At 46.2% G+C, this 24,173-nt stretch carries 24 protein-coding genes; 2 read left to right on the plus strand and 22 right to left on the minus strand.

Going from position 1 to position 24,173, the window contains the following annotated elements:
• Window positions 1-15: 15 nt before the first annotated feature.
• The 3 genes from sucD to G3352_RS24990 all read right to left on the minus strand — a co-directional run bounded on the left by sucD (window position 16) and on the right by G3352_RS24990 (window position 2,890).
• Window positions 16-945: a succinate--CoA ligase subunit alpha gene (sucD, locus tag G3352_RS24980; protein WP_076289497.1), complete on the minus strand. Its 930-nt coding sequence runs from the start codon at window positions 943-945 to the stop codon at window positions 16-18.
• Window positions 946-1,024: 79 nt separating this feature from the next.
• Window positions 1,025-2,185: an ADP-forming succinate--CoA ligase subunit beta gene (sucC, locus tag G3352_RS24985; RefSeq protein WP_053783785.1), complete on the minus strand. Its 1,161-nt coding sequence runs from the start codon at window positions 2,183-2,185 to the stop codon at window positions 1,025-1,027.
• A 249-nt stretch (window positions 2,186-2,434) separates the two neighbouring features.
• Window positions 2,435-2,890, minus strand: a complete 456-nt coding sequence (locus tag G3352_RS24990; RefSeq protein ID WP_163760954.1) for a MarR family winged helix-turn-helix transcriptional regulator — start codon at window positions 2,888-2,890, stop codon at window positions 2,435-2,437.
• Window positions 2,891-3,412: 522 nt separating this feature from the next.
• Between G3352_RS24990 and G3352_RS24995 the strand changes: the two genes are divergently transcribed.
• Complete coding sequence (locus G3352_RS24995; RefSeq protein WP_163760955.1) at window positions 3,413-5,017, plus strand: YifB family Mg chelatase-like AAA ATPase; 1,605 nt, start codon at window positions 3,413-3,415, stop codon at window positions 5,015-5,017.
• A gap of 223 nt (window positions 5,018-5,240) precedes the next feature.
• Here G3352_RS24995 and G3352_RS25000 read toward each other — a convergent pair whose 3' ends face one another.
• From G3352_RS25000 to rplS, 8 genes are all read right to left on the minus strand, one after another.
• Window positions 5,241-5,792: a nitroreductase family protein gene (locus tag G3352_RS25000; RefSeq protein ID WP_163760956.1), complete on the minus strand. Its 552-nt coding sequence runs from the start codon at window positions 5,790-5,792 to the stop codon at window positions 5,241-5,243.
• Window positions 5,793-6,171: 379 nt separating this feature from the next.
• Window positions 6,172-6,570, minus strand: a complete 399-nt coding sequence (locus G3352_RS25005; RefSeq protein ID WP_163760957.1) for a YraN family protein — start codon at window positions 6,568-6,570, stop codon at window positions 6,172-6,174.
• The gene (locus G3352_RS25010) at window positions 6,564-6,872 is read right to left on the minus strand and encodes an EscU/YscU/HrcU family type III secretion system export apparatus switch protein (RefSeq protein WP_090895922.1); all 309 of its coding nucleotides are present in this window, start codon (window positions 6,870-6,872) and stop codon (window positions 6,564-6,566) included. The genes G3352_RS25005 and G3352_RS25010 overlap by 7 nt, the downstream gene beginning before the upstream one ends.
• Entirely contained in the window at window positions 6,869-8,917 is a 2,049-nt protein-coding gene (locus G3352_RS25015; protein ID WP_163760958.1) for a DNA ligase, read from the minus strand. Before G3352_RS25015 ends, G3352_RS25010 begins: the two co-directional genes overlap by 4 nt.
• 32 nt (window positions 8,918-8,949) lie before the next feature.
• On the minus strand, window positions 8,950-9,618 hold the full coding sequence (locus tag G3352_RS25020; RefSeq protein WP_163760976.1) for a ribonuclease HII: 669 nt from the start codon (window positions 9,616-9,618) through the stop codon (window positions 8,950-8,952).
• Window positions 9,619-10,056: 438 nt separating this feature from the next.
• Window positions 10,057-10,920 (minus strand): ribosome biogenesis GTPase YlqF, encoded by an 864-nt coding sequence (gene ylqF / locus G3352_RS25025; RefSeq protein WP_063564655.1) that lies wholly within the window; start codon window positions 10,918-10,920, stop codon window positions 10,057-10,059.
• Window positions 10,921-11,087: 167 nt separating this feature from the next.
• Complete coding sequence (gene lepB, locus G3352_RS25030; RefSeq protein WP_063564656.1) at window positions 11,088-11,708, minus strand: signal peptidase I; 621 nt, start codon at window positions 11,706-11,708, stop codon at window positions 11,088-11,090.
• Window positions 11,709-11,964: 256 nt separating this feature from the next.
• Entirely contained in the window at window positions 11,965-12,306 is a 342-nt protein-coding gene (gene rplS, locus G3352_RS25035; protein ID WP_024630190.1) for a 50S ribosomal protein L19, read from the minus strand.
• Window positions 12,307-12,810: 504 nt separating this feature from the next.
• On the opposite strand from rplS, the gene G3352_RS25040 reads away from it, so the two are divergent.
• Window positions 12,811-13,779: a polysaccharide deacetylase family protein gene (locus G3352_RS25040; RefSeq protein WP_163760959.1), complete on the plus strand. Its 969-nt coding sequence runs from the start codon at window positions 12,811-12,813 to the stop codon at window positions 13,777-13,779.
• 1 nt (window position 13,780) lies between these two features.
• Here the strand turns inward: G3352_RS25040 and G3352_RS25045 are convergent, their stop codons facing one another.
• The 11 genes from G3352_RS25045 to smc all read right to left on the minus strand — a co-directional run.
• A complete protein-coding gene (locus G3352_RS25045) occupies window positions 13,781-15,037 on the minus strand; it encodes a hypothetical protein (protein ID WP_163760960.1) in 1,257 nt (418 codons plus the stop codon).
• A gap of 146 nt (window positions 15,038-15,183) precedes the next feature.
• Complete coding sequence (locus tag G3352_RS25050) at window positions 15,184-15,564, minus strand: VOC family protein (RefSeq protein ID WP_163760961.1); 381 nt, start codon at window positions 15,562-15,564, stop codon at window positions 15,184-15,186.
• Window positions 15,565-15,754: 190 nt separating this feature from the next.
• Complete coding sequence (trmD, locus tag G3352_RS25055) at window positions 15,755-16,522, minus strand: tRNA (guanosine(37)-N1)-methyltransferase TrmD (protein WP_163760962.1); 768 nt, start codon at window positions 16,520-16,522, stop codon at window positions 15,755-15,757.
• Window position 16,523: 1 nt separating this feature from the next.
• The gene (rimM, locus tag G3352_RS25060; protein ID WP_063564660.1) at window positions 16,524-17,036 is read right to left on the minus strand and encodes a ribosome maturation factor RimM; all 513 of its coding nucleotides are present in this window, start codon (window positions 17,034-17,036) and stop codon (window positions 16,524-16,526) included.
• Window positions 17,037-17,249: 213 nt separating this feature from the next.
• Window positions 17,250-17,480 carry a KH domain-containing protein gene (locus G3352_RS25065; protein ID WP_024630185.1) on the minus strand — a complete coding sequence of 77 codons (231 nt, stop codon included), beginning with the start codon at window positions 17,478-17,480 and terminating at the stop codon, window positions 17,250-17,252.
• A 23-nt stretch (window positions 17,481-17,503) separates the two neighbouring features.
• The gene (gene rpsP, locus G3352_RS25070) at window positions 17,504-17,776 is read right to left on the minus strand and encodes a 30S ribosomal protein S16 (protein WP_024630184.1); all 273 of its coding nucleotides are present in this window, start codon (window positions 17,774-17,776) and stop codon (window positions 17,504-17,506) included.
• Between the two features lie 54 nt (window positions 17,777-17,830).
• Window positions 17,831-19,207, minus strand: a complete 1,377-nt coding sequence (gene ffh, locus G3352_RS25075; protein WP_024630183.1) for a signal recognition particle protein — start codon at window positions 19,205-19,207, stop codon at window positions 17,831-17,833.
• A 65-nt stretch (window positions 19,208-19,272) separates the two neighbouring features.
• Complete coding sequence (locus tag G3352_RS25080) at window positions 19,273-19,623, minus strand: putative DNA-binding protein (RefSeq protein ID WP_163760963.1); 351 nt, start codon at window positions 19,621-19,623, stop codon at window positions 19,273-19,275.
• Between the two features lie 258 nt (window positions 19,624-19,881).
• Window positions 19,882-20,529, minus strand: coding sequence for a PAQR family membrane homeostasis protein TrhA (gene trhA / locus G3352_RS25085; protein ID WP_163760964.1), 648 nt, complete (start codon window positions 20,527-20,529; stop codon window positions 19,882-19,884).
• A 144-nt stretch (window positions 20,530-20,673) separates the two neighbouring features.
• Window positions 20,674-21,687, minus strand: a complete 1,014-nt coding sequence (gene ftsY / locus G3352_RS25090) for a signal recognition particle-docking protein FtsY (RefSeq protein ID WP_163760965.1) — start codon at window positions 21,685-21,687, stop codon at window positions 20,674-20,676.
• Between the two features lie 75 nt (window positions 21,688-21,762).
• Window positions 21,763-24,173: chromosome segregation protein SMC (gene smc, locus G3352_RS25095; RefSeq protein ID WP_163760966.1), on the minus strand; the 2,411-nt coding region annotated here is incomplete at its 5' end.

Below are 24,173 nucleotides of genomic sequence, written 5' to 3' on the forward strand. Positions count from 1 at the left end.
TATAACGGAAAAGAATTAATGTGTCGTGCACAAATTCAGAATTCCACGTTCTTCAAGTACGCTCACAAGAGTCGAGCCCATTTCAGCTGGCGTCGGAGCAACTTTGATTCCGCAAGATTCCAGTTTCGCAATTTTTTCTTTGGCTGTACCTTTACCACCAGAGATAATAGCACCGGCATGACCCATGCGTTTGCCTGGAGGCGCCGTCACACCACCGATAAATCCGACCACCGGTTTGGTCATGTTTTCGCGTACCCACTCTGCAGCATCTTCTTCAGCCGTACCACCGATTTCACCAATCATGATAACAGCATGTGTCTGTGGGTCTTCATTGAACCGTTTCAGGATATCAATGAACTCAGAACCTTTAACCGGGTCGCCCCCGATTCCCACAGCAGAAGATTGTCCAATTCCACGCGCAGACAGTTGATGAACGGCTTCATACGTGAGTGTTCCACTACGGGAGACCACGCCAACGTGACCAGGCATATGAATATAACCCGGCATGATGCCAATTTTGCATTCACCTGGTGTAATAACGCCCGGACAGTTTGGTCCGATCAGAACGGTATCTTTGCCTTCCATGAAACGGTCAACCTTGACCATATCAAGTACCGGGATACCTTCTGTAATACAGATCACGAGATCCAGCTCTGCGTCAACGGCTTCCATGATGGAATCCGCTGCAAATGCCGGAGGAACGTAGATGACGCTCGCTGTTGCGCCAGTAGCTTCCTTCGCTTCCTGTACTGTATTAAACACCGGTAGACTAACTACTTTGCCATCTTCCAGCGTAATATCAACATTGGTTCCGCCTTTACCCGGTGTAACGCCGCCTACCATCTGGGTTCCGTAGTCCAATGCGCCCTTCGTGTGGAACATTCCCGTTGAACCCGTAATGCCTTGCGTAATGACTTTTGTATTTTTATCAATCAAAATACTCACGTTGCTTCACATCCTTACGGTTATTTTTCAAGTGCCGGACAGCTCCGGAACTAAGGCAGCAATTTGCCCAGGAATGAACTTATTTTACGAGGGCAACAATTTTCTGTGCACCATCAGCCATGGAATCAGCAGGAACGATATTCAGGCCGGATTCACCCAAAATGCGTTTACCAAGTTCCACGTTAGTTCCTTCAAGACGAACAACCAGCGGTTTAGTCAGGCCTAGCTGCTTCGCAGCTTCAACAACACCATTGGCAATGACATCACAACGCATAATACCGCCAAAAATGTTAACGAAGATACCCGCCACTTTGGCGTCAGACAAAATGATTTTGAAAGCTTCGGTCACTTTCTCTGTTGTAGCACCGCCCCCAACATCGAGGAAGTTGGCCGGGTCGCCGCCATAGTATTTGATGATATCCATCGTAGCCATCGCAAGCCCCGCACCATTGACCATACAGCCGATGTTGCCATCAAGCGCTATGTAGCTCAGGTCGTATTTGGAAGCTTCGATTTCTTTTTCGTCTTCTTCATCCAGATCACGCAGTTCCAGAATATCTTTGTGACGGAACAAGGCGTTGGAATCAAAATTCAATTTTGCATCCAGCGCGATAACGTTTCCATCTCCGGTAACAACGAGTGGATTGATCTCGGCAATGGAGCAATCTTTTTCGACAAATGCTTTGTACAACGCAAGCATAAACTTAACCGCTTTGTTCACCAACTCATTCGGAATACGAATGCTGTAAGCCAGTTTACGTGCCTGGAACACTTGCAATCCAATTGCAGGGTCAATAATTTCTTTGAAAATTTTCTCAGGTGTAGCTTCAGCTACTTCTTCGATCTCTGTACCGCCTTCTTCGGAAGCCATCATTACGACACGGCCTGTGGCACGGTCCACAACAACACCCACATAATACTCTTTGCGGATATCGCATCCTTCTTCTATCAGAAGACGCTTCACTTCTTTACCTTCAGGTCCAGTCTGGTGTGTTACCAATACTTTTCCCAAAATTTCGGATGCGTAAGCACGAACTTCGTCGATACTTTTCGCTACTTTCACGCCGCCGGCTTTCCCCCGGCCACCTGCATGAATTTGCGCTTTGACTACAGTCACCGGACTGCCCAGTGCCTCTGCGGCCGCAACCGCTTCATCGACTGTATAAGCAACCTTTCCGTTTGGAACGGTGACTCCATACTGTTTCAGTACTTCTTTTCCTTGATATTCATGGATATTCATTCTCGAATCCTCCTATCAACATGACTGCAACAAGGCGGGTTGGTAGACTAACAAAAGACAAATGTTGACTATTTTCACTTAAACCCAATTCATTGTAACATGTTTTTAAAACGCTTTCCTTAAAAAAGTAATGGTTAATAGACAGTATTTTGATATGGGTATGATCCCATATTGTGAATGCTTGGATATTAATGGAAAAAACCTCGGCTAATAAGCCAAGGTTTCTTAATAGTAATACGATGTTGCATTTTATTTTTTGGCTTCTTTGGTGTTGGTTTGATGTACTTTATCCAGCAGTCCCTTGAACTGTCCCAGTAAAGATTCGAACTCAGTACTGTTCAGACATGCATCTTCCTGGATCGCTTCAGGTATAGACAAGGCTTTATGGCGAAGTTCCCGCCCAGCGTCTGTAAGTGTAATCAATACTTTCCGTTCGTCCTGAGCTGAACGTTCGCGATGAATAAGTCCTGCTGACTGCAAACGTTTCAGAAGAGGCGTCAAAGTGCCTGAATCGAGGTAAAGTGCCTCTCCGATTTCCTTAACCGTACATTCTTCACGTTCCCACAATACCATCAAGACCAAATATTGAGAATAGGTTACCCCAAGCACCTCAAGATAGGGTTGGTACATCTTCGTAATTTCACGTGAACAAGCATATATGGCAAAGCATAATTGGTTATCCAGCTTCAAACTATCATTCTGCATAGATCTTGTCCCACCTACCTATTGTGCATTCTATATTCATTAATAATAGAGGCTTACAACTGTTATATCGCTAGAATTTGCGAATTATTAGGAGCCCTTCATCTATCTTATCATAAATTAGTAAAAAAACAGAATAATTGAGCACAAATGATTTTACTTTTCTATTTAATAGTGATAAATTTAATTGTATAAAATATAATTTGGAGCTTATACGATCGAAATCATATGACAAGTTAAAAAAAACTCTTGATATGTTAAAACAGCTCAACCAGCATCTACATCCTTTTTCACAACAGCGCGACATTGATTCAGAACTGAACATTCTATACTTCTGCGAGAAACTACATGCGGAAACTGTAAACAATTCAGGAGTCAGGGATAGATATACAGCAACTATGACAATGACGGGTTGACGCCCTGATTTCTTTTATATAAAATGCTTGTTAGAAGCTGAGGAAGCACCTTAATTCGGAGACTGGCCTGTATTATGCGCCAAGGACGAAGTGAGGTGTTTCTTTTATTATGTACGGAAAACTGCATAGTGCTTGTTTATATGGAATTGACGGAGTTTTAATTGAAGTGGAAACAGATCTATCGAATGGTTTACCCCAGACGTCTATTATTGGATTACCGGATTCAGCTATTCGTGAAGCGGTTGAACGTGTCCGTGCAGCTATAAAAAACTGTGGCTACCAATATCCGTTGCAGCGGATTACGATAAATCTGGCCCCTGCTGATCTGCGCAAGGAAGGATCTTCTTTCGATCTTGCCATCGCTATTGGTTTACTTACAACAAGTGGTCAGCTGGTTCTTCCAGTAGAGGAACGGACATTGGTGGTAGGTGAGCTTGCATTGGACGGGTCAGTGCGGTCCGTGCCTGGTATTTTGTCTATGGTAGATTTGGCAAAACGGCAAGGCTTTACCTCCATTCTTCTGCCCGCCGACAATCTGGAAGAGGCTTCGTTGATTCGGGGTATTCAGGTATATGGTATTCGTCATTTGCAAGATATCGTTCCTGAACAGGAAACGAATTCAAAGCACAAGGAAGGAATGATGCAGAATACGGGGCCTGTTGTTTTAAAAGATTACGCCCATCTTTCTGCTCTACATCCCAATGTCGGTGGTATGGAGCACCATGAGCGCCCATTGCACTCTTCATTGCTGGATGATGATTATAGTGATGTTCTGGGACAGCATCATGTGAAGCGGGCACTCATGATTGCCGCAGCAGGCATGCACAATATTTTGCTGGTCGGACCTCCAGGCACGGGGAAAACCATGTTAATAAAACGGCTGCCTACGATCCTTCCTCCATTGTCCGAAGACGAAGCGCTGGAAGTAACCAAAGTATTAAGTGCCGCAGGCAAGCTTAAAGATACCTCAAATGGTCTCATCGCAGACAGACCCTTTCGTTCTCCACACCATACGATATCCACATCAGGTCTCATTGGAGGCGGCGGCATCCCCAAACCTGGTGAAGTAAGTCTTGCTCACCGGGGGATATTGTTTCTGGATGAGCTGCCAGAGTTTCAGCGGCAAGTCCTAGAAGTGTTGAGACAACCATTGGAGGATCGCAAAGTCACCATTAGCCGTGCAAGAGCCGCGTTCACATTTCCAGCACAATTTATGCTCGCCTGTTCTATGAATCCCTGTCCTTGCGGATATCTCTCTGCCCAATCGGAGGATCAACGCTGTATATGCAGTCCTGCCCGTGTTGCCGCCTACCGTGCCAAAATCTCGGGACCGCTACTAGATCGCATCGACCTTCAGGTCGAAGTTCCTCCCCCGAGCGAGTGGCGCAAGGCTGGCGCTTCTCCTTCATCTGCGGAAATGCAGGCCAAAGTCATTCATGCTCATCATATTCAGGCCGCAAGATATGCTAATAGTTCAGTTCGCTGGAATAGCCAGCTCTCAGGAACCCTTCTGCGTCGAACAATCCGCCTGCCTGAAGAAGCAGACCAACTGCTACAGCAGACACTGCAAGCACTAAACCTGAGCATGCGTGCACATGATCGAATTATTAAGATGGCCCAGACGATCGCAGACTTGGATCATGATGGCGTCATTTTGACAGCTCATGTGGCTGAGGCGATTCAGTATCGTCAACTGGATTTAAATTTATTTTGAGCGAGGGTCATCAAGGCAATAAAGGCTATAAGAGGAAATACGTGCCTCACCCTTCAGCATCATGGTAGGTCAAACGAGATATCTGTAGATTTCAAATTCATGGTTAAATAGTTTTACAAATCAAATACCCCTGCATATATATCCTCTTTATAAGATAAGAGGCATACGTGCAGGGGCTTTGCATAGAGCATCACGTTCGAATGAATAGCTAACAAGATATCAATTATTCAAATATAGTCAGCTTGTCTTTGGCTGGTGTACGTTCTTTGGCAGAAGGAATAACCTCTGGATACCCCATGTAAACCATGCCTATAATTTTTTCCCCAGCCTGAATGCCAAGTGTCTTACGGAATTTGGGTCCATACAGGAAAGGCTTGGTTACCCAGAACGTACCAATGTCTTCACTCCATGCCGCGAGTAGGAAGTTTTGCACCAATGCGCTTACTGCTGCAAAATCTTCATCCCAGATATTCTGGCGCGGATCTTCTTCCATAACAACAAGCATGACGGCAGGGACCTGCTTGATATTGGCAGAGAACTTGTTATCCTCTCCCATCTCTGCATCAATAGCGTCTGCCAACTTGTTCAGTCCATTTCCGCTAAACAATAAAAACCGCCACGGCTCACGCAATTTATGATTGGGTGCCCATACGGCTGTGTCCAACAAATCAATAATCTGCTGTGTGGGAACAGCTTCTTTTTTAAACTTTTTGACTGTACGACGATTTTGAATGGCTTCTCTTACGGCGTTACCCGTTTGGGTAGATTTACTCATGACCATGCCTCCCAGATTATAAAAAATTATGCGTGACCGCAGTTCAAGCCTGCGATATGAATCGACTCATTTATGAAAAATCAAACGGTGCAGTAAAACTCGATTACCCTCTTGATTATACACTGATCGGTTCGTTTGATTCAAAGGAATGCGGCTAACATTATTTTGTTCTGGTTATTTCGGATGCAAAAAGGCGACTTCGACTCTTACCACGCGGAGGGATTCTTAGAGTCAACGTCGCCTTTCTTCATTATAAATAGGCTATAATCAATAAAGGTATGATCCTGCTTAAAATAAAAATAACCCGCAAGAAAGTCACTTTTTCAAGTGTCTTTCTTGCGGGTTATCACATCAGAAGAATCGCTTATAACGTACTAACTCAAAATGCATTAATAATATGATCAACCGAGACGGTATCGCCTGCTTTATCCAACATGACTGCGATTACATCAAAACGGATTTGATGATTTGTCTCTCCCGTCATTTGCAAATATACAGATGCGGTTGCACGTACCTGCTGCATTTTACGGATATCCACCGACTCCTGGGGCGTTCCATACAGTCCAGTTCCACTTCTACTGCGGACTTCAATAAAAATAATCATGCCTTCATGGGAAGCAACGATATCAATCTCTCCGCTACGGCAACGCCAATTTTGACGGAGTATCCGATAATTATTCTCCCGAAGCCAGTCACAAGCAGCTTCTTCACCCAATCGTCCTTTTTGCTGACGTGTCAGTTTTGAAGCTGGACCCTGTTCTGATCTGTGCTCTACCATGATTCCTCTTCCTCTCGTCCAGAAGCTAGACGGTCAGCACGATAAATGTAGGTCAACACTTCCGCCACCAGCTGATACAGTTCCGACGGGATCTGTTCATCCAAATCCAGCTTGGAAAGCACTTCGACAAGTGCAGCATCCTCCTGAACAGGCACACCATTTTCCTTGGCTTTATCCAGAATGGCTTCCGCCACTTTACCACGGCCTTTGGCTACGACTACTGGTGCTTCGCTCTCACCCGGTACATATTTTAAAGCAACGGCCTTTTTGGAAATCAGGTCCGGTTGCGAATCCTCTTTCATACCCGCATGTCCACCCCTTTGTATCGTTCAGGACTGTAGTCCGAGGCAGTCATTTGCCGTTCGGCACCCGGTTCCTGACCAAGAGGCCAGGGTTCCGCCTTGAAAGTCAGCAACTGATAACCCAGCTTATCCAGCGCCTTATGGATCTCTTCGCGCCCACTTTCCAGGAGCGGTCCCATTCCTTCGCCGTCATTAAGTACACGCAGACTGACGATATTATTAACAACATGCACATCCACCAGCGTTGGACCAAGACTTTTCATGTCCAGATCAAACCACAGACGGCAGTTGGATGCATCCAATTCACCGCGTTGCCCACGGCGTGATTGAATCTGAACGGAAGCCGTCTCTTCTCCGTCAGGTCCGGTAATGGGAATAAACCAGTGCATCTGGGCAAAGGTAGCACTGCGATCGGTTGTTAGCAATAACTGCTGACCTGTCAGAAATTGCACAGCCTGTCCGGCGGCATCCTTGAGCGCCGCCGGTGCACCATCGCTGCTGGCAAGCTGCAGCAGCAAGCCCTTCAGCGTGTCCGTGGTTCCCGGACTCGCCACATCCCCCACGCGCGCCTGCGCAGCCGCGCCGTGCACCGCCTGCTGCTCGTGCTCCGCACCGAGCAGCTTCAACACGCGCCCCACCCACGGGTCCCCCTCGTGGGTGACGGGCGCAGCCGCAGCTCCCGCAGGTGCTGCGGCACTACCGCCAGCCGGCAGCGCATCTGCGCCGGCTGGCAAAGGCTGCGGCACGCCTCCGGCAGCCGCAGCCACCGAGCCGCCCTGCGATGCAGGGGCGGCCTGTGTCGCCGCACCCGGCTGTGCCGGTGCGGCTGTGGACGCGCTGCGCAGCGCGTCCAGCAGCGCCAGCAGCTTGGGCGCCAGCTGCGCTGCCGATGGAGCTGCTGGCGCCGCCTGCCCTGCTGCTGAAGCAGTAGGCCCCGCAGCAGCAGGCGTTTCACCGCGGCCGTCGGTTCGTCCGGCCGCGCCCCCCTCAGGCTGGCCTGCAATCGCTCGGCCAGCTGCAACATCTACAGCCGCCCCCGTCGTGCCTAGGCGGCTCCCAGCAACGCCCGCGTCAGCTGCACGCGGACTCTCACCAGGTATTCCAGTTCCTACCGGAATACCTGTACCCACCTTGCCAGCAGTTTCAACATGGCTAGCCCCTGCTTTTATCCCAGCACTCTCGGCATTCCCTGCTCCAGTCTGCAAATTGCCTTTAACCGCACCACCAGCAACAGCATCCTCCGGTCCATCAGCCATCGGAGCACCACCAGCAGCTGACCCAGGCACAGGTTGCCCAGATAAACCAGTTGTGCCCCCTACCTGACGGTTACCACCTGACGCAGCTACCGTTTCACCCTCCTGCTCTCCGTTTAACGATACAGGCACTCCAGCCATAATGTTATTCTTCACCGTAGCTGCCTGTTCACCAGTCGGCAGCGGTTTACCCGCGGTTTGGGTCAACATGGACTCCAGCTGTTCAGCCAAGCCCTTCAACAACTGATGTAGTGGTGGACCAAATACAGCTTGATGCAAGCCCTTTACCGTTTCCGCCGTAACCGGAAGACCACGTTGAAAAGCAATACCAGTTGCCTGCACCCATTCTTCAACAGGCACCTGTGCAGGTTTGACTGTTATCATATTTTGAACCATGGCTACATTATCCTTGGTTAAAGGTAATCCGCTTCGCTGCATAGCTAACAGCAGTTCCCGATTCCCCTTGGTATCCGGTAAACCTGCCTCCTGAAGCAAATTGTTCAAAGATGCCTGTGGCAGCTCTGCTAATGTACCCGTCAGTGGTTTCATTACCGTTACGCCATTTTCACCTGGAGGCTGAACCTGAAGCAGTGTTGTTTCACCTGGGCGAAGCGGGGTTTCCAGTTTTGCACGTACCTGTACACCCTGAATCTGAAGAACCGCATCTGCTCCATCATCGGATACACTAACCACAGAACCCCGTACAACTTGACCTTCCTTTAACTCCAGTGGTTTGGCATTTCCCGGTTTACTATCCCCCAGCAACCCACGAATTACGGAACTGATATTCATACCCTTCCCCCTCCCTCCGTGTATGGTTTAATTTAGAATAAAGTGTGCTGTTCTCCGAGCAGATTGCCGAGAAAACTGCGACGATGCATGGGTGTAGCACCAAGAGCCATAATTTGTTCACGATGAAATTTCGTTGCATATCCCTTATGTATCGATAAACCATATTCCGGATATAACGTATCCCAATCCTCCTTGCAAAGCCTATCCCGGGTAACCTTCGCAATAATGGATGCTGCCGCAATGGATTGACTATTCGCATCACCTTTAATAATAGACAACTGGGGTACATTCACATCTACCTTTTCGGCATCCACCAACAGGTAGTCCGGCACGCCCTCAAGCGCCGCTACCGCACGTTTCATGGCAAGCCTTGCAGCCTGCTTAATATTCAGTTGATCAATCGTTTCCGCATCCGCATAACCAATTCCCACTGACAACGCCTTTTCCATTATGATGTCATATAATGCGTCGCGCTTTTTCTCCGTTAATTTCTTGGAATCATTAACCCCTTCCAGAATCAGATCACGAGGTAAAATAACGGCTGCCGCTACTACATCTCCAAATAAACAACCGCGTCCCACTTCATCAATTCCGGCAATACGTTCAAATCCGCTTTCCCAATATTCACGCTCATAGATCAGCAGATCTTTGGACTCCACCAATTCTTTTTTCTTCTTTTTCGGTTCAACCAGGGCATCCATTTGCGTCAATTCAGTTAACTCATTCATTTCATTCATTACGGTGTCATCTCCTCTGCCCACTCTTACTTCAACACATCACTTTTATATCATTTTATTATATAGACGTAGATTCCCGATTTTTGTTCTATCAGATCCTATTAAATAAGAAATAAGCTTCTGTAAAGCATATATGATAATACGATGATGAGTTATTATTTTATCGGTATCTGTTGGCTTAAATTGAAGATATTCAGCATTGAGCAGGCTAAATCTTCATCACTCATCATAGCATGATTTAAGAGACCCAGATATACGTACAATACAATCCCATAAAGTGCAATTTTCTAGAATCACCTTCCAGATCAATCAAGGTTCCTCTAATTTAAATTCCAGTATGACAAAAAGCGACCGCTCCCGGTAATCCGGTAACGGCCGCTTCTTTCGGCAGTTGTCTCTTATTTAATAAGGAGCTTCCATAGAGAAACGTCCCATTTTGCCCGCACGCAGTTCACGCAGAAATGCTCGCGATGCCTTTTCCAAATCGATACGCCCACCACTTACCACACAACCACGTATACGCCCAACCTGTTCCATGATCGCAACAACGCTGTCAGAATCATCCGCATCCTTGGAGAACTCCTGAAGTCCGTATCGTTCTTCAAGAGAATCCCAGTAATAACGCATTAGATAACTGATGCCAAAAAAGGCGATGTCTTCTGCATTCAGAATCTCTTCCTTAATTGCACCTGTTACCGCAAGACGATAACCCACGTTTTGATCTTCGAATTTCGGCCAAAGAATACCCGGGGTATCCAGCAGTTCCATTTCTTTACCCACTTTGATCCACTGTTGTCCCTTCGTCACACCAGGACGATCTCCCGTTGCCGCAATGTTCCGTCCAGCCAGTCGGTTAATTAGCGTGGATTTACCCACGTTTGGAATACCAACAATCAGTCCACGAACCGCTCGAGGGTTAATCCCTTTAGCTATTTGACGGTCAATTTTTTCTTTTAGGAGAAGCTTCGCTTGTGTTGGGATGTCTTTCACGTTGGTACCTGTTGAAGCATCTACAGGGAAAGCAGTGATTCCCTCTTTTTTGAAATATTCAATCCATTCTTGCGTCACTTTCGCATCCGCCAAGTCGGACTTATTCAACAAAATCATCCGGGGTTTTCCCTGTAAAATCTCGTCAATCATCGGGTTGCGGCTGGAGACAGGCAGACGGGCATCCAGCAGTTCGATGACCACGTCAATCAGCTTTAACTTATCCTGAATCTGGCGTCTGGCTCGGGTCATATGACCTGGAAACCATTGAATCGTCACCTTGTCTTCACCTCATTATTTGTTGATATATAAGCTTTATCTATAACATACACACCGCATCATTTCGTTGGCAAAACAATCTTTAGATCTCTATTATCCCCAAATTAGTTCTGCCCTCTACGTTTTGGTGTACACTTTATATTTTTCTTATATATCCTGCATTCATATTAATGGTTAATCCATTTGATATCGCCGATCGGCCAGAAAATCACATCTGCACGACCTACAATATCCGTCAGTGATACATAACCGATCATACGGCTATCTGTACTGTTCGGACGGTTATCCCCCATTACAAAAACATGACCTTCTGGTACTTTCCCATCCGGGAATTGTTCATTAGGGAAGTCCTTCACGTTATAGGTTCCACCGTTCGCTTCAGCAGCATCAATTGCTCCCTGAATGTAAGTCTCATCGACTTTTTTACCATTGACGAGAACTGTATCGTCCTGAACCTCAACGGTATCACCAGCGACAGCAATGACACGTTTAATGAAATCACGGCCTTCGGTTGGAACGTGGAATACAATTACTTCTCCGCGCTGTGGTTCCCTAATATCATATAAAATTTCATTGACGATCACACGTTCACCTGTATGAAAATTCGGCTGCATGGAAGGCCCGTCCACAACAAACGGTTTGAACAGCAACCACCGAATCAAAATGACAAGTACTAGTGCGATCACGATGGCTTTGAGCCATTCGAAAATTTCATTTTTGGCTTTTTTGGATCGACTGCCTTTCTCTTCGGCAGTATTGCCCTGGTCCTGTTGAACTTCCTGTTCCATTAATGATCTTCCTCTCTTCACAGTACATGTTATAGCAGTTTTTACACATCATCAGTTATGTAATCTTACACGCAAGCATTACCAGTACATTTAATCCACAATTCAAATGTCCTTCAATAACTGATTCCACAAGCCTCCCGGACTATTCGCGCGTGTGCCGCCATACCATTTTACTCGGAAGTGCACCTCCGGTTCAACTTTTCCCGGACAAAAACGAAAAGGGCTTGTCTCCAAGCCCTCCCCGGTATCCGTTATATTAACGAATTTCTTTAATTCTCGCTGCTTTACCGCGTAGTTCACGAAGATAATAAAGCTTCGCACGACGCACTTTACCACGGCGAGCCACTTCGATTCTATCGATTTTAGGGGAATGAAGCGGGAAAGCTCTTTCCACACCTACACCGTAAGAAATTTTACGAACTGTAAAAGTCTCACTGATTCCACCACCACGGCGTTTAATCACAACACCTTCGAACAATTGGATACGCTCACGAGTTCCCTCGATTACCTTAACGTGCACTTTCAAAGTGTCACCAGGACGAAAACTCGGAATATCTTTACGAAGTTGTTCTTGTGTAATCGCTTGAACGATATTCATCTATGACTCCCTCCTTCCGTACAGGCGTTCATACTTCTTCCAGAGAACACCTTGTCTCCTTCATTATCCATAGAGGACCGCCGTATTCCACATAACAGACTTATTGTATCACGCACCATAACAAAACACAAGGAAAAATAAACAAATTGCTGATGGAACTACTTAGTTCTTCAATCCCCTTTAATTCCCTATACTCCAATAAGGCGTTATCCGCTAAAACAATCTTAAGCACGGCACTGAAAACTATCATAGTCATATTGTAAATTACATTAAAATACATCTGTCCATGCCCTTTGTGCACAATTCCTTTATACACATCAAAGCTTCAGCTCTTTGGATTCTCATAATTAGTATTCTTGAATAGTCAAGTATTAGACGGAAAAAATACTGTAACTTTCTGTCAAGTAAGATCGTCTATGATATAGCTTGTTGGATTACATGGTGATGCATCTAAAATGTAATTACACGAAGAAATGAAATGGCAAAAGGAGAACCAAACGAATTATGAAATACTTCAAAAAAATTGCTCTTGCTGCACTCGCATTACTCACTTGTACCATTACAATGTATGCGTATGCGGTAACTCATCCTACCAATGCAATGTCTCACAAAGCATGCACGTCCTGGGATATGGTCAAACGTAAGGCATTTCTAATGTCTCACTCCGATTATTCAAGCAAACCTGCACTTGATCTGGCTACCTTTCACATCGCACAAGATTCGGCTACTGAAGTACCTGTACTGATGTATCATTACATACAGCCCAAAATCAACAATCATGAAACAAACAACAAATCGATCATTAATCTGGAAGACTTCGAAGAAAACATGAAATATTTGCATGAAGAAGGCTTAAACACAATTACATTGGAGCAACTTGAACAATATGTGAATGGACAGATCTCCCTACCCAAAAAATCGATTGTCATCACCTTTGATGATGGGTATCAGAACAATTATACTTTAGCCTACCCTGTGCTCAAAAAATATAATTTCCATGCTTCCCTGTTTGTGATCGGCAGCAAAATTCAGGATCAGCCTTCAGCTTTTGATCCTGCCAAAAATACGTTTATCTCCAAACAGGAGATGCAGGCCGCTAAAGACGTCTTTGAGTTCAACAGCCATACCTATAATCTGCATCACAAGGGATATATGCGTTGCGGTGACAACGTGCCCGTCGGACTCGATACAAGCCTGCTCAATGATGACGTCAAGCTGATGAAAGAAACTGGTATTGATACGCCGTATCTTGCCTACCCTTTCGGTTATACCAGCACGCAGATGATCTATCAGCTGCAGCAAAATGGGTATCGCATGGCCTTTTCCGTACGTTCAGGATTTGTTCGACCTGGGGATAATCCTATGAAGCTCCCACGATTAACGGTTACGACAGGAACCGATTTGGCTACATTGCTCCATCCTGAATCAGACCAACAACAGGAAATCCTTCCTGTCGTAGAGATCAGTCATTAAGCTAGATTGGAACTTCCCCGCCTGGATAAAGAGTCGAGCTATACAGCCTTTTTGGCTGAAGCTGGGCTCTTTTTATGCCCAAAGAGGTTGGAGTGGTTACCTCCATCACTGAGCTGGAATAGATCACCGCCTCATGTGCATCATAGATGATGACCTGTTCCCTTCCGCTCTGACACAAGTCTGCATGTACGGCGTAGCCCTCTTTTCCGAACGCTGTAACCGTTTGCATATTACCAGTAATCAAAGATGGTAGGACATCCCCACCTCGGCGATAAGCCAGAATATAGTCAAGCCCGCTGTCATCCCAGTTGCGTACAGGCTCAATAATGGTTAACCACCCACGAGTTTTACGATCTTCTTTCCAGAGTTCTTTTCCGTCGCTACCCAGCATAAACATTCCATCCTTGCCATTCTCATCTCCACGAATAATCCGATCTAGGCCAGCAATCTGTAATCCTTGTCTTTCACTATAAAATTTTCCCAGTGCAATATGCTGTGATTCAATCGAATCCTCATAACGCCATTTTTCATTACCGTGCCGATCCATCATCACCGTGACACTACCACCGATAACAATTTCAACCTCCCCATCCTCGTCCACATCACCAAACCATATACAGTCTGCGTGATCATCAAGATTCTGACAGGACCATAATAATGTTCCATCATGATCCAGCATGTCATACCCCGCCATCACTTCATCTTTGCCATCTCCATCGAGATCGTATACCCACGGAAAATGACCTATATTGCCTTCATGCTTCCACAACAAATTGAAATCGTGGTCTAAAGCCCATAACGTCTTATACCGATCCTTCAGCAGGATGTCCATTGTCTGTTGGTCACCAGTCAGGTTTGCAAGAATAATACAGTCATGTGCTTGCTCTCCAGGCAATTCATGACGTTTCTTTATCTCTCCGGTTCTTCCGTCCAGAATAAGCAATTGTTTGTTCATTACACACAGCACTTCATTATTTCCGTCCCCATCCCAATCTACAATCTGAGCGGGATAGTCTGATCCTAGACCGCCTGCATCCGGGTCCGGTGTTCCGACCTGCCATATTAATGTTCCATCCAGATCATATGCCGACAAGCAGCATACCTGATGCGGAATGTAACGGTCATCTATGCCACCATCCGCCTGCACCAACAGCATCTCAAGCCTGCCATCTCCATTCAGATCTCCCAGAAGCATCTTGCAACGCTCTCCAGCTTCGCTAATATTCACTCTACCAACTTCATAAGGCTGATGATTCATATTCTTCCTCCTCAGCATGTCGTCTTCATACGCTTCTAGCTGAGATCACCATAAAGAAATTTTTCAGTTTATACAACCCTATTTCGGAACATGCAAAAATGTTCAAAGCGGCAAAAATGTTCAATATTAGGAGTAAACTTGTTGGCCTATGGTTTAATCCATTCTAGAAATTCAAGTCGATTTCCAAAGGGATCATTTATATAGAACCTTTTTACACCTTCGTCAGTCCGCGCTTCATCATTAATGACTTGAATATGGTTACGATTCAGATCGTCACGCAACGCATCTAAATTCTGTACGTGAAATGCCGGATGTGCTTTTATAGCAGGAACAAAATCTTTTTGCACTCCAATATGTACTTGATGCATGCCACATTGAAACCAAACACCACCACGTTTTCTCAAAATTTCAGGTTTGAGAATTTCGTTCCAACCTAACACTTTATTAAAAAAATCACGTGCATCCGTTTCACACTCTTCTGGTGCAGCAAGTTGTACATGGTCAAGACCATAAAAGTGATAAGACATATATACGCCGCCTTTCGTTTCATTTGATGAAACTAAGTTTCAAAATACACACTTATATTTTATAGTACTTGCCAATGGAAATCCAGCTTTTTCACATTCTTCAAAAAAAGACCAACCTATATATCACAAGGCTGGTCTTTCAAGCTTTCGAATGAGATTATTCTACGAGCTCAAACGAGATAACATCAAATTACTCTACATTCTTTTCACGATCGGAACGAATCTTCTTTAGCCAAATCCGTTCTTTGTCCGTCAGGTCTGCCGTCTCCAACATATCCGGTCTGCGTTCCAGCGTGCGAAGCAATGATTGCTCCCTGCGCCATGCCTCAATATTCAGATGATGTCCGGATAACAGCATATCTGGAACCTTCATACCTCTGAATTCCGGAGGACGTGTGTAGTGCGGGTATTCAAGCAATCCGGTACTGAATGAATCCGTTACAGCACTTGTCTCATTACCCAGTACACCCGGAATAAGGCGCACAATACTGTCAATCGCCACCATCGCAGGCAGTTCGCCACCCGTCAGCACGTAATCACCAATCGACAATTCGTCCGTCACGAGAAATTCACGGATACGCTCATCGTAGCCTTCATAATGTCCGCAAATAAAAATCAGATGATCTTCCTGCACAAGTTCTTCTGCTTTTTTCTGTGTGAACGTCTCACCTTGCGGACACATTAGAATAATACGTGGCGGTTTCACCGTTGCCGCAGCTTCCCCTCGCTGCTCTAATACATCCTCGACAGCAGCAAAGATGGGATCTGGCTTTAATACCATACCTCCACCTCCACCGTAAGGTGCATCGTCAACTGTGTTATGTTTATTGGTCGCAAAATTCCGAAAGTTTGTTGCTCCCAGAGATACAAGTCCTTTGGTTTGGGCTTTGCCCAGAATGCTGGTTCCGAACACGCCGTCAAACATTTCCGGGAATAGGGTTAATACATCCACTTTCATGTTACAGCAGCCCTTCCATCAGGTGAACCTTGACTTGCTTCTCTGTAACGTCCACATCAAGAACAACATCATCAATAACCGGAAGCAGAATTTCTTTGCCTGCAGGCGTTTTGACAACCCATACATCATTCGCTCCAGGAGTCAAAATCTCAGAGATGGTTCCAAGTGTTTCACCCTCTTCGGTGATGACAGAACACCCAACGATTTGATGGAAGTAGTATTCACCTTCCTCCAGCTCTGCCAGATTCTCTTTTAACACTTTGGCCATGCCGCCTTTAAACTTCTCTACTTCATTAATGTTGCCATACTCTTTCAGACGAAGAATATACATATTCTTATGCAAACGTGCAGATTCCACGTTAACCATGACTGGATGATTATCTGGTGTAAAGAAAAACAACTCTGCATTTTTCGCAAAACGCACTTCCGGGAAATCAGTTAAAGGCATGATTCTCACCTCGCCGCGAATTCCATGCGTATTGACGATTTTACCTACATTCATAAACTCTGCCATACTTTCCTCCTACAGTCCATTCATATTGGTAGTCATATGTGATGATCTCCCTGCGGCCGTTCTGGTTACGGATCGTTCTTCAGAATCGATTCCGTACCCTCCACTACTTCCGCAGATAATCATACTTGACGAGCTATTTCAATCCTATGATTTAAGTTTCAGCATGCACGAAAAGGGGCTAGGACATGCATCCTAACCCCCTTTCGTATATCTTTAAGATATGATATCAACGGTTACCCGTTTATCCATCTTAACTGCTGCTGATGTGACGACCGTACGAAGAGACTTTGCGATTCGCCCTTGTTTACCAATCACTTTCCCAACATCGTCAGGATGAACGGTTAACTCATAAACGACAAGCCGGTCTTTCTCAACCGTCCGAACCGCCACATCTTCCGGATGATCGACCAAAGCCTTAGCAATTATGCTTACTAATTCTTCCATAGATGACCCTCCGAATCAGCACCTTATTTAGTCAATTTAGACTCGTGGAACTTCTTCATCACGCCCGCTTTGCTCAGCAAGTTGCGGACAGTGTCGGATGCTTGTGCACCGTTTTGAAGCCATTGCAATGCTTTATCTTCATCGATCTTAACAACAGCCGGTTGTTCAACCGGGTTGTAGTAACCGATCTCCTCGATAAAACGACCGTCACGTGGGGAACGGGAATCCGATACCACTACGCGGTAGAAAGGAGCTTTGTGAGCACCCATACGTTTCAGACGAATACGAACTGCCATTTGAAAATTCACCTCCTTCAATGAAATCTGTATATCGTTCAGCTGCCATTGAAATCAACGGAAAGGAAACTTCATTCCTTTACCCAGACCCTTAAGCTGCTTCATCGCTTTATTTTTGCCGCCTTTAGGTCCCATCATATCTGAGAACTGTTTCATCATGCGACGCATCTCATCAAACTGCTTGATCAGACGGTTTACTTCGGCCAGGGATGTTCCACTACCTGTAGCAATCCGCTTCCGGCGGCTATGGTTGATCATATCCGGGTTGCGTTTCTCTTCGGTCGTCATAGAGTACACGATCGCTTCGATCCGGCCCATCTGTTTATCATCAACCTTCAGGTCCTTGGCTTGTTTCATCTTGCCCATACCAGGAATCATATCCATGATCTGATCGATTGGCCCCAGCTTTTTCACTTGATCCATTTGCTCCAGGAAATCTTCGAACGTGAATTCTGCATTACGCATCTTCCGTTCCATTTCCTTGGCCTTTTCGGTATCGATGTTGGACTGCGCCTTCTCAATCAGAGAGAGCATGTCACCCATACCAAGAATACGTGAAGCCATACGTTCTGGATGGAAAGGCTCAAGTGCGTCCAGTTTCTCTCCAAGGGAAGCAAATTTGATTGGACAACCAGTGACTGCTTTAACAGACAGTGCAGCACCACCACGAGTATCTCCATCAAGCTTAGTCAGAACCACCCCGGTCAGATCAAGTTGCTGGTTAAAGTGTTCTGCCACATTAACTGCATCCTGACCAGTCATGCTATCTACGACAAGCAGTACTTCATCCGGGTTCACTACGCTGTGAATCTGACGAAGTTCTTCCATCAGTTCTTCATCGACATGCAGACGTCCAGCTGTATCGATAATGACGTAGTCATTACCGTTATCCTTGGCGTGCTGCAGACCCTGACGTGCGATCTCTACAGGGCTTGTCTGATCTCCCAGTGTAAATACTGGCGCTTTGATCTGCTCGCCGAGAACTTGTAACTGTTTGATCGCTGCTGGACGATAAATATCTCCTGCAACAAGTAACGGTCTGCTATTTTGCTTTTGCAGCATCTTAGCCAGTTTACCGGATGTAGTCGTTTTACCTGCACCCTGCAAACCAACCATCATCAGTACCGTAGGCGGTTTGTTGGCTTTGGCCAGTTTCGACTGGCTTCCACCCATCAAATCCGTCAGTTCCTTGTTTACGATGTCGATAATGACCATTCCGGGCGTGAAGCTCTCCATCACTTCTTTGCCGACAGCCTTCTCTTTCACCTTGGCGATGAATTCCTTGACCACTTTGAAGTTTACATCCGCTTCGAGCAATGCCAGACGTACCTCGCGCATAGCTTCAGCAACATCTTCATCAGACACCTTGCCTTTGCCGCGCAGCTTGCTGAACACATTCTGCAATCGGGTCGTTAATCCTTCAAATGCCATGATCCCACCTCCTTAAGCTGTAATACTGTTTTCAGGACCGATACGTTTCGTTCAACTCTTACAAACTACTCTCTGAGCTGTTGAATAATATCGTTTATTTGTTGGTTGTTATTAATGGAAACGCCTGCGCGCTCCAATGCATTTTGCAAATCTTCAAGATTACGGTTGCGCCGTTCGTGCTTCTCCAGCAAGCCAAGCTTGCTTTCGTAATTTTCCAACACTTGTTCGGCACGCTTGATATGCTCGTATACCGCCTGGCGGCTGATCTCGAACTCGGCTGCAATCTCGCCCAGCGAGAAATCATCATGAAAGTAATACTTTAGAAATGTCTGCTGTTTCTCGGTAAGCAACCGTTCATAGAAAGCAAACAGCAAGTTAATCCGGTTTGTCTTCTCAAGCCGGTTTTCTTGACTCATAACGGGGCACTCCCTTCGTCAAGGAAAAACACTTTACACTCTTGCAACGTTCCTAATAATACCTAAAACAAATCAGGTTGTCAAGCAAAAATACTTGTCACAATAAAAACGTTCATTTCACACTCATTTTTCGTGCCTATACGGTTAATCTTAGCCATTCCTCTACAGTAGAATCCAGCCTGCTTTGTTCTTAATATAGAACAAAAAACGAATGGGTCTCCACAGATGGAGCCGATTCGTTTTACGCTATCTATCGTTCTAGCGAAGCGGTGTCAGGTACAGCAGTACCATGAAGAAATGAAGAATACTGCCTGCTAGCACAAAGAGATGCCAAATCGCATGGTGGTACGGAAATCCACGCCACACATAAAAAAGCGTCCCCAGTGTATACATCAGACCTCCAGCAACCAGCAGCACGATTCCGCCTGTAGGAATGGCAGCCATAAGCGGTTGCCAGGCAATAACGATGAGCCAGCCCATCGCAATATAGAAAATCGTGGACATGAATAGAAACCTTTTCGTGAAAAATGCCTTGAAGATCACGCCGAATAATGCGATTCCCCAGATCACACCGAACAGGGTCCAACCAAGTGTGCCACGAACAGCAATAAACAAAAGCGGAGTGTACGATCCGGCAATAAACAAATAAATGGATGAATGGTCAAAAATCTCAAATAAATCTTTCACTTTCCCATCTTTCCATGCATGCACGAGTGTGGAGCTCGTATAGAGTAGTAGCATAGTGATCCCGTAGATCGTGAAACTGACCACATGCCAAGCCGTGCCTTTCATACTTGAAAATACAATTAACAGCACCAGTGCAGCTACACTGAGTGCAGCGCCGATTCCATGAGTCACCGCATTGGCGACTTCCTCACGGCGGGAATAGGTATAGGTATTGGCCATATCAACCGTCCTTTCTAGCCCTTTAGCCTTGCCTTCTTTATTCCCATTATACACGTATTGCCAGTGACATTACACGTGACACTTATCACGTATATCACTGGCAATACGGTTAGCGCTATTCATTCATCCTATTTATTAATTGTTCTAGGAATTAGCTTCCTCTTCTTCAGCACTTTCAGCTGGCTGTTCCTGGATCAGTCCAGAAAACAACGCATGCACGAATTGCTCCGAGTCGAATGGCTGCAGATCATCAATTTTCTCACCAAGTCCGACCAGCTTCACAGGCAGATCCAACTCCTGACGAATCGCAACAACAATACCACCTTTGGCGGTACCATCCAGCTTCGTCAGTACAAGTCCAGTTACCCCGCTCTTCTCTCCGAAGAGTTTGGCCTGATTCAGTGCATTCTGACCTGTAGTTGCATCCAGCACCATTAATACTTCATGAGGTGCTTCAGGAATTTCACGTTGAATGACACGATAGATTTTGTTGAGTTCATCCATCAGATTGGATTTATTTTGCAGACGGCCTGCTGTATCACAGAGCAATACATCAGCACCCCGTTGTTTCGCAGCCTGCACAGCATCGTACATAACAGCGGCAGGGTCAGATCCTGACTGTTGCTTGATGACTTCCACACCGGCACGTTGTCCCCATACTTCGAGTTGTTCAATCGCTCCGGCACGGAACGTATCTCCTGCTGCCATGATGACCTTTTTACCCTGCTGTTTGAAGCGATGGGCCAGCTTGCCAATCGTTGTTGTTTTACCAACACCATTAACACCAACAAACAAAATGACCGTGATGCCATCCGGATTCATTTTCAGTTCATTATTCTGCTCGCCACGAAGCAAATCCGTCAGTTTTTCGGACAATACAGGCTGAAGTTCAGCCGCATCCTCAATTTTGCGTTTTTTGACTTCTTCACGCAGATCTTCAATCAGTTTCATGACCGTATTGACACCTACGTCGGCTCCAATCAGAATTTCTTCCAATTCTTCATAGAATTCCTCGTCGATTTTTTTGCGACGGATAACGAGATCCGACACTTTCTCTACAAGGCCTTTACGTGTCTTTTCCAACCCGTCCTTGAACTGTTTGGTAACCGACTCCGTTTTGCTTGCAATGCTGTCTCTCAGCTTTTTAAAAAAACTCATAAAGCCCCTCCATCGTGTACATTTCTTAGTTTAAATGATATTAGATGAGTTCATGCGTGACAACCAACTCAAAGATTAGGCAATGACAGCTTCCTCATCTTCCAGTTTAACCGAAACGAGCTTGGATACTCCGCCCTCTTCCATCGTGACGCCATACAGCACATCCGCTTCTTCCATTGTGCCTTTGCGATGTGTAACAACGATGAATTGTGTTTGTTCCGAGAACTCACGTAAATACTGGGCAAAACGCACCACGTTGGCTTCATCCAGTGCCGCTTCCACTTCATCCAGTACGCAGAACGGTACAGGCTTAACATGCAGTATAGCGAATAAGAGGGCCATTGCGGTCAACGCTCGTTCCCCACCGGATAATAGCTGCAGGTTTTGCAGCTTTTTGCCTGGTGGCTGGGCGACGATATCAATGCCCGTATCGAGCAAACGCTCAGGGTCCATCAATACAAGATCCGCGCGCCCTCCGCCAAACAGCTTGGTGAAGACCGTACCGAACTCCCGGCGAATCGCATCAAATGTTGCCTTGAATCGTTTGGCCATCTCATCTTCCATTTCTCGAATAACCTGATACAACGTTGTTTTGGCTTCGACCAGGTCATTCTTCTGCGTGCTGAGGAACTCATACCGCTCGTTAACCCGCTGGAATTCCTCGATGGCTCCCAGATTGACGTCACCGAGAGCCGCAATGCTACGCTTCAGTTTCTGAACCTCAGCTTGTGTGCTCTCCACATCTTCCGGTACTGGATAACGCTCCTTGGCAAGTTCATAGCCGAGCTCATACTCATCCATCAGTTTGCGCAGAATGTTTTCCAACTCAACATCAAGTCTGTTCACGGAAATTTCCGTTTGTCGCATCTGTTCCTCCACAGCTTTCAGCTGTGTGCGCTGTTCCTTCGTTTCACTCTCGGCAAGCTCAAGCTTCTTCGACAGTTCGCTTCGGGCAGCACGTTTGAAGTCCAGCTCCTGTGCAGATTCCGCTTTTTTCAGCTTGTATTGGTTAAGATCTTCAATCTGTTTAACACTCTCAGTCTCTGTTTTCTTCAGATCGGCTTCCATGGAGGCCAGCAATGTGCGATTTTGACGAAGATCCTTCACCAGTGAATCCACTTCGCGCTCCAGACGCCGTAACTGCTCCTCGTTGGAGAATCGCTCCTGATCCAGTTTCCCCTCTCGGACTTTCAGATCGGTGAGTTGGGTCTGCAATTCCTCCTTCGCGGATTCATTCGCTTTACGCGCAAATTCTGCGGCATGAATGGCACGATGAGTCGCTTTCTCTTCTTCCTCAAGTTGCTCCAGCTTCTTCACAGCAACATCGCGGGCTGTATCCATCTCTTTGATTTCTTCAGTAAACCCGCTCTTTTCCTGCCCGGCTACGGCAACCTGTTCCAGTACGTGACGCAGTTCATGCTCAACCTGCTTCATTTCCATTGAAGCCTGCTGTTCTGCATTCCGGGTGTCGTCTCCAGACTGACGCAGCTCGTCCAGCTTGTCTTGGCACTGCTCCAGTTGAGTTTTTACATCCTCCACACTGCGATGCAGTTTTACGATCTGATTTTCGGTATCCAAAATATCCTGATCCAGCTGATCCAGCTGCCGTTTGCGGCTGAGCAGACTACCATTTTTCTTATGCTGGCTACCACCGGTCATCGAACCACCCGCATTAACCACATCGCCTTCCAGGGTTACGACCCGGAAACGATATTGGCAGCGAGCCGCGATCTTATTGGCATCCTCCAGTTTCTCCGCAATAATGACATTTCCGAGCAGGCTTCCAATGATCGCAGCATAACGGGATTCGTATTGTACGAGATCAGCACCAATTCCCACAAAACCATCCATGCCTTCGATCATCGAACGTTCACCCGCGCCAATGGTACGTGCACGAATAACATCCAGCGGGAGGAACGTAGCTCTGCCCAATTGACGTTGTTTCAGAAAAGCGATCGCCTGCCTGGAAACCGATTCATTCTCCATGACAACATGCTGCAGGGAAGCGCCCATCGCTGTCTCTACTGCAAGTTCGATCTTCTCAGGCACTTTAACGAGCTCTGCAACGGCTCCATGAACCCCGTTCAGTGTACCTTTGCGTGATGCCTTGAGAACTTCTTTGACACCCAACATGAAACCGTCAAAATCATCCTGCATTTCTTTCATTGTATCGCGACGGGAGACCTGGGCTTCACGCTTCTGTTCCCATTTACGGACAGTGCCCCGGCTTTCTTCGAGCAGCTTCTGCAGCGATTGGAGACGTTCACTTTCCGTAATATAACCACCGCGCAGATCACTGATTTCCTTGCCTAAACGAACAACTTTTTTCTCAATCTCCGTTTTGCGGGCTTCCAGCGTTTCCTTCTGGCCTTCCCACTTGCCGGATTCCTCAGTCGCTCGGTTCATTCGCCGTTCCAGCGTTTCTTTCTGTTGGTCCGCGTAACGAATTTCATTTCGTGTCTGAGCCATCTGATTCATCAGTTCCA

Source organism: Paenibacillus sp. ALJ109b, from assembly GCF_010747435.1.
In the GTDB taxonomy this organism is placed as follows: domain Bacteria; phylum Bacillota; class Bacilli; order Paenibacillales; family Paenibacillaceae; genus Paenibacillus; species Paenibacillus taichungensis.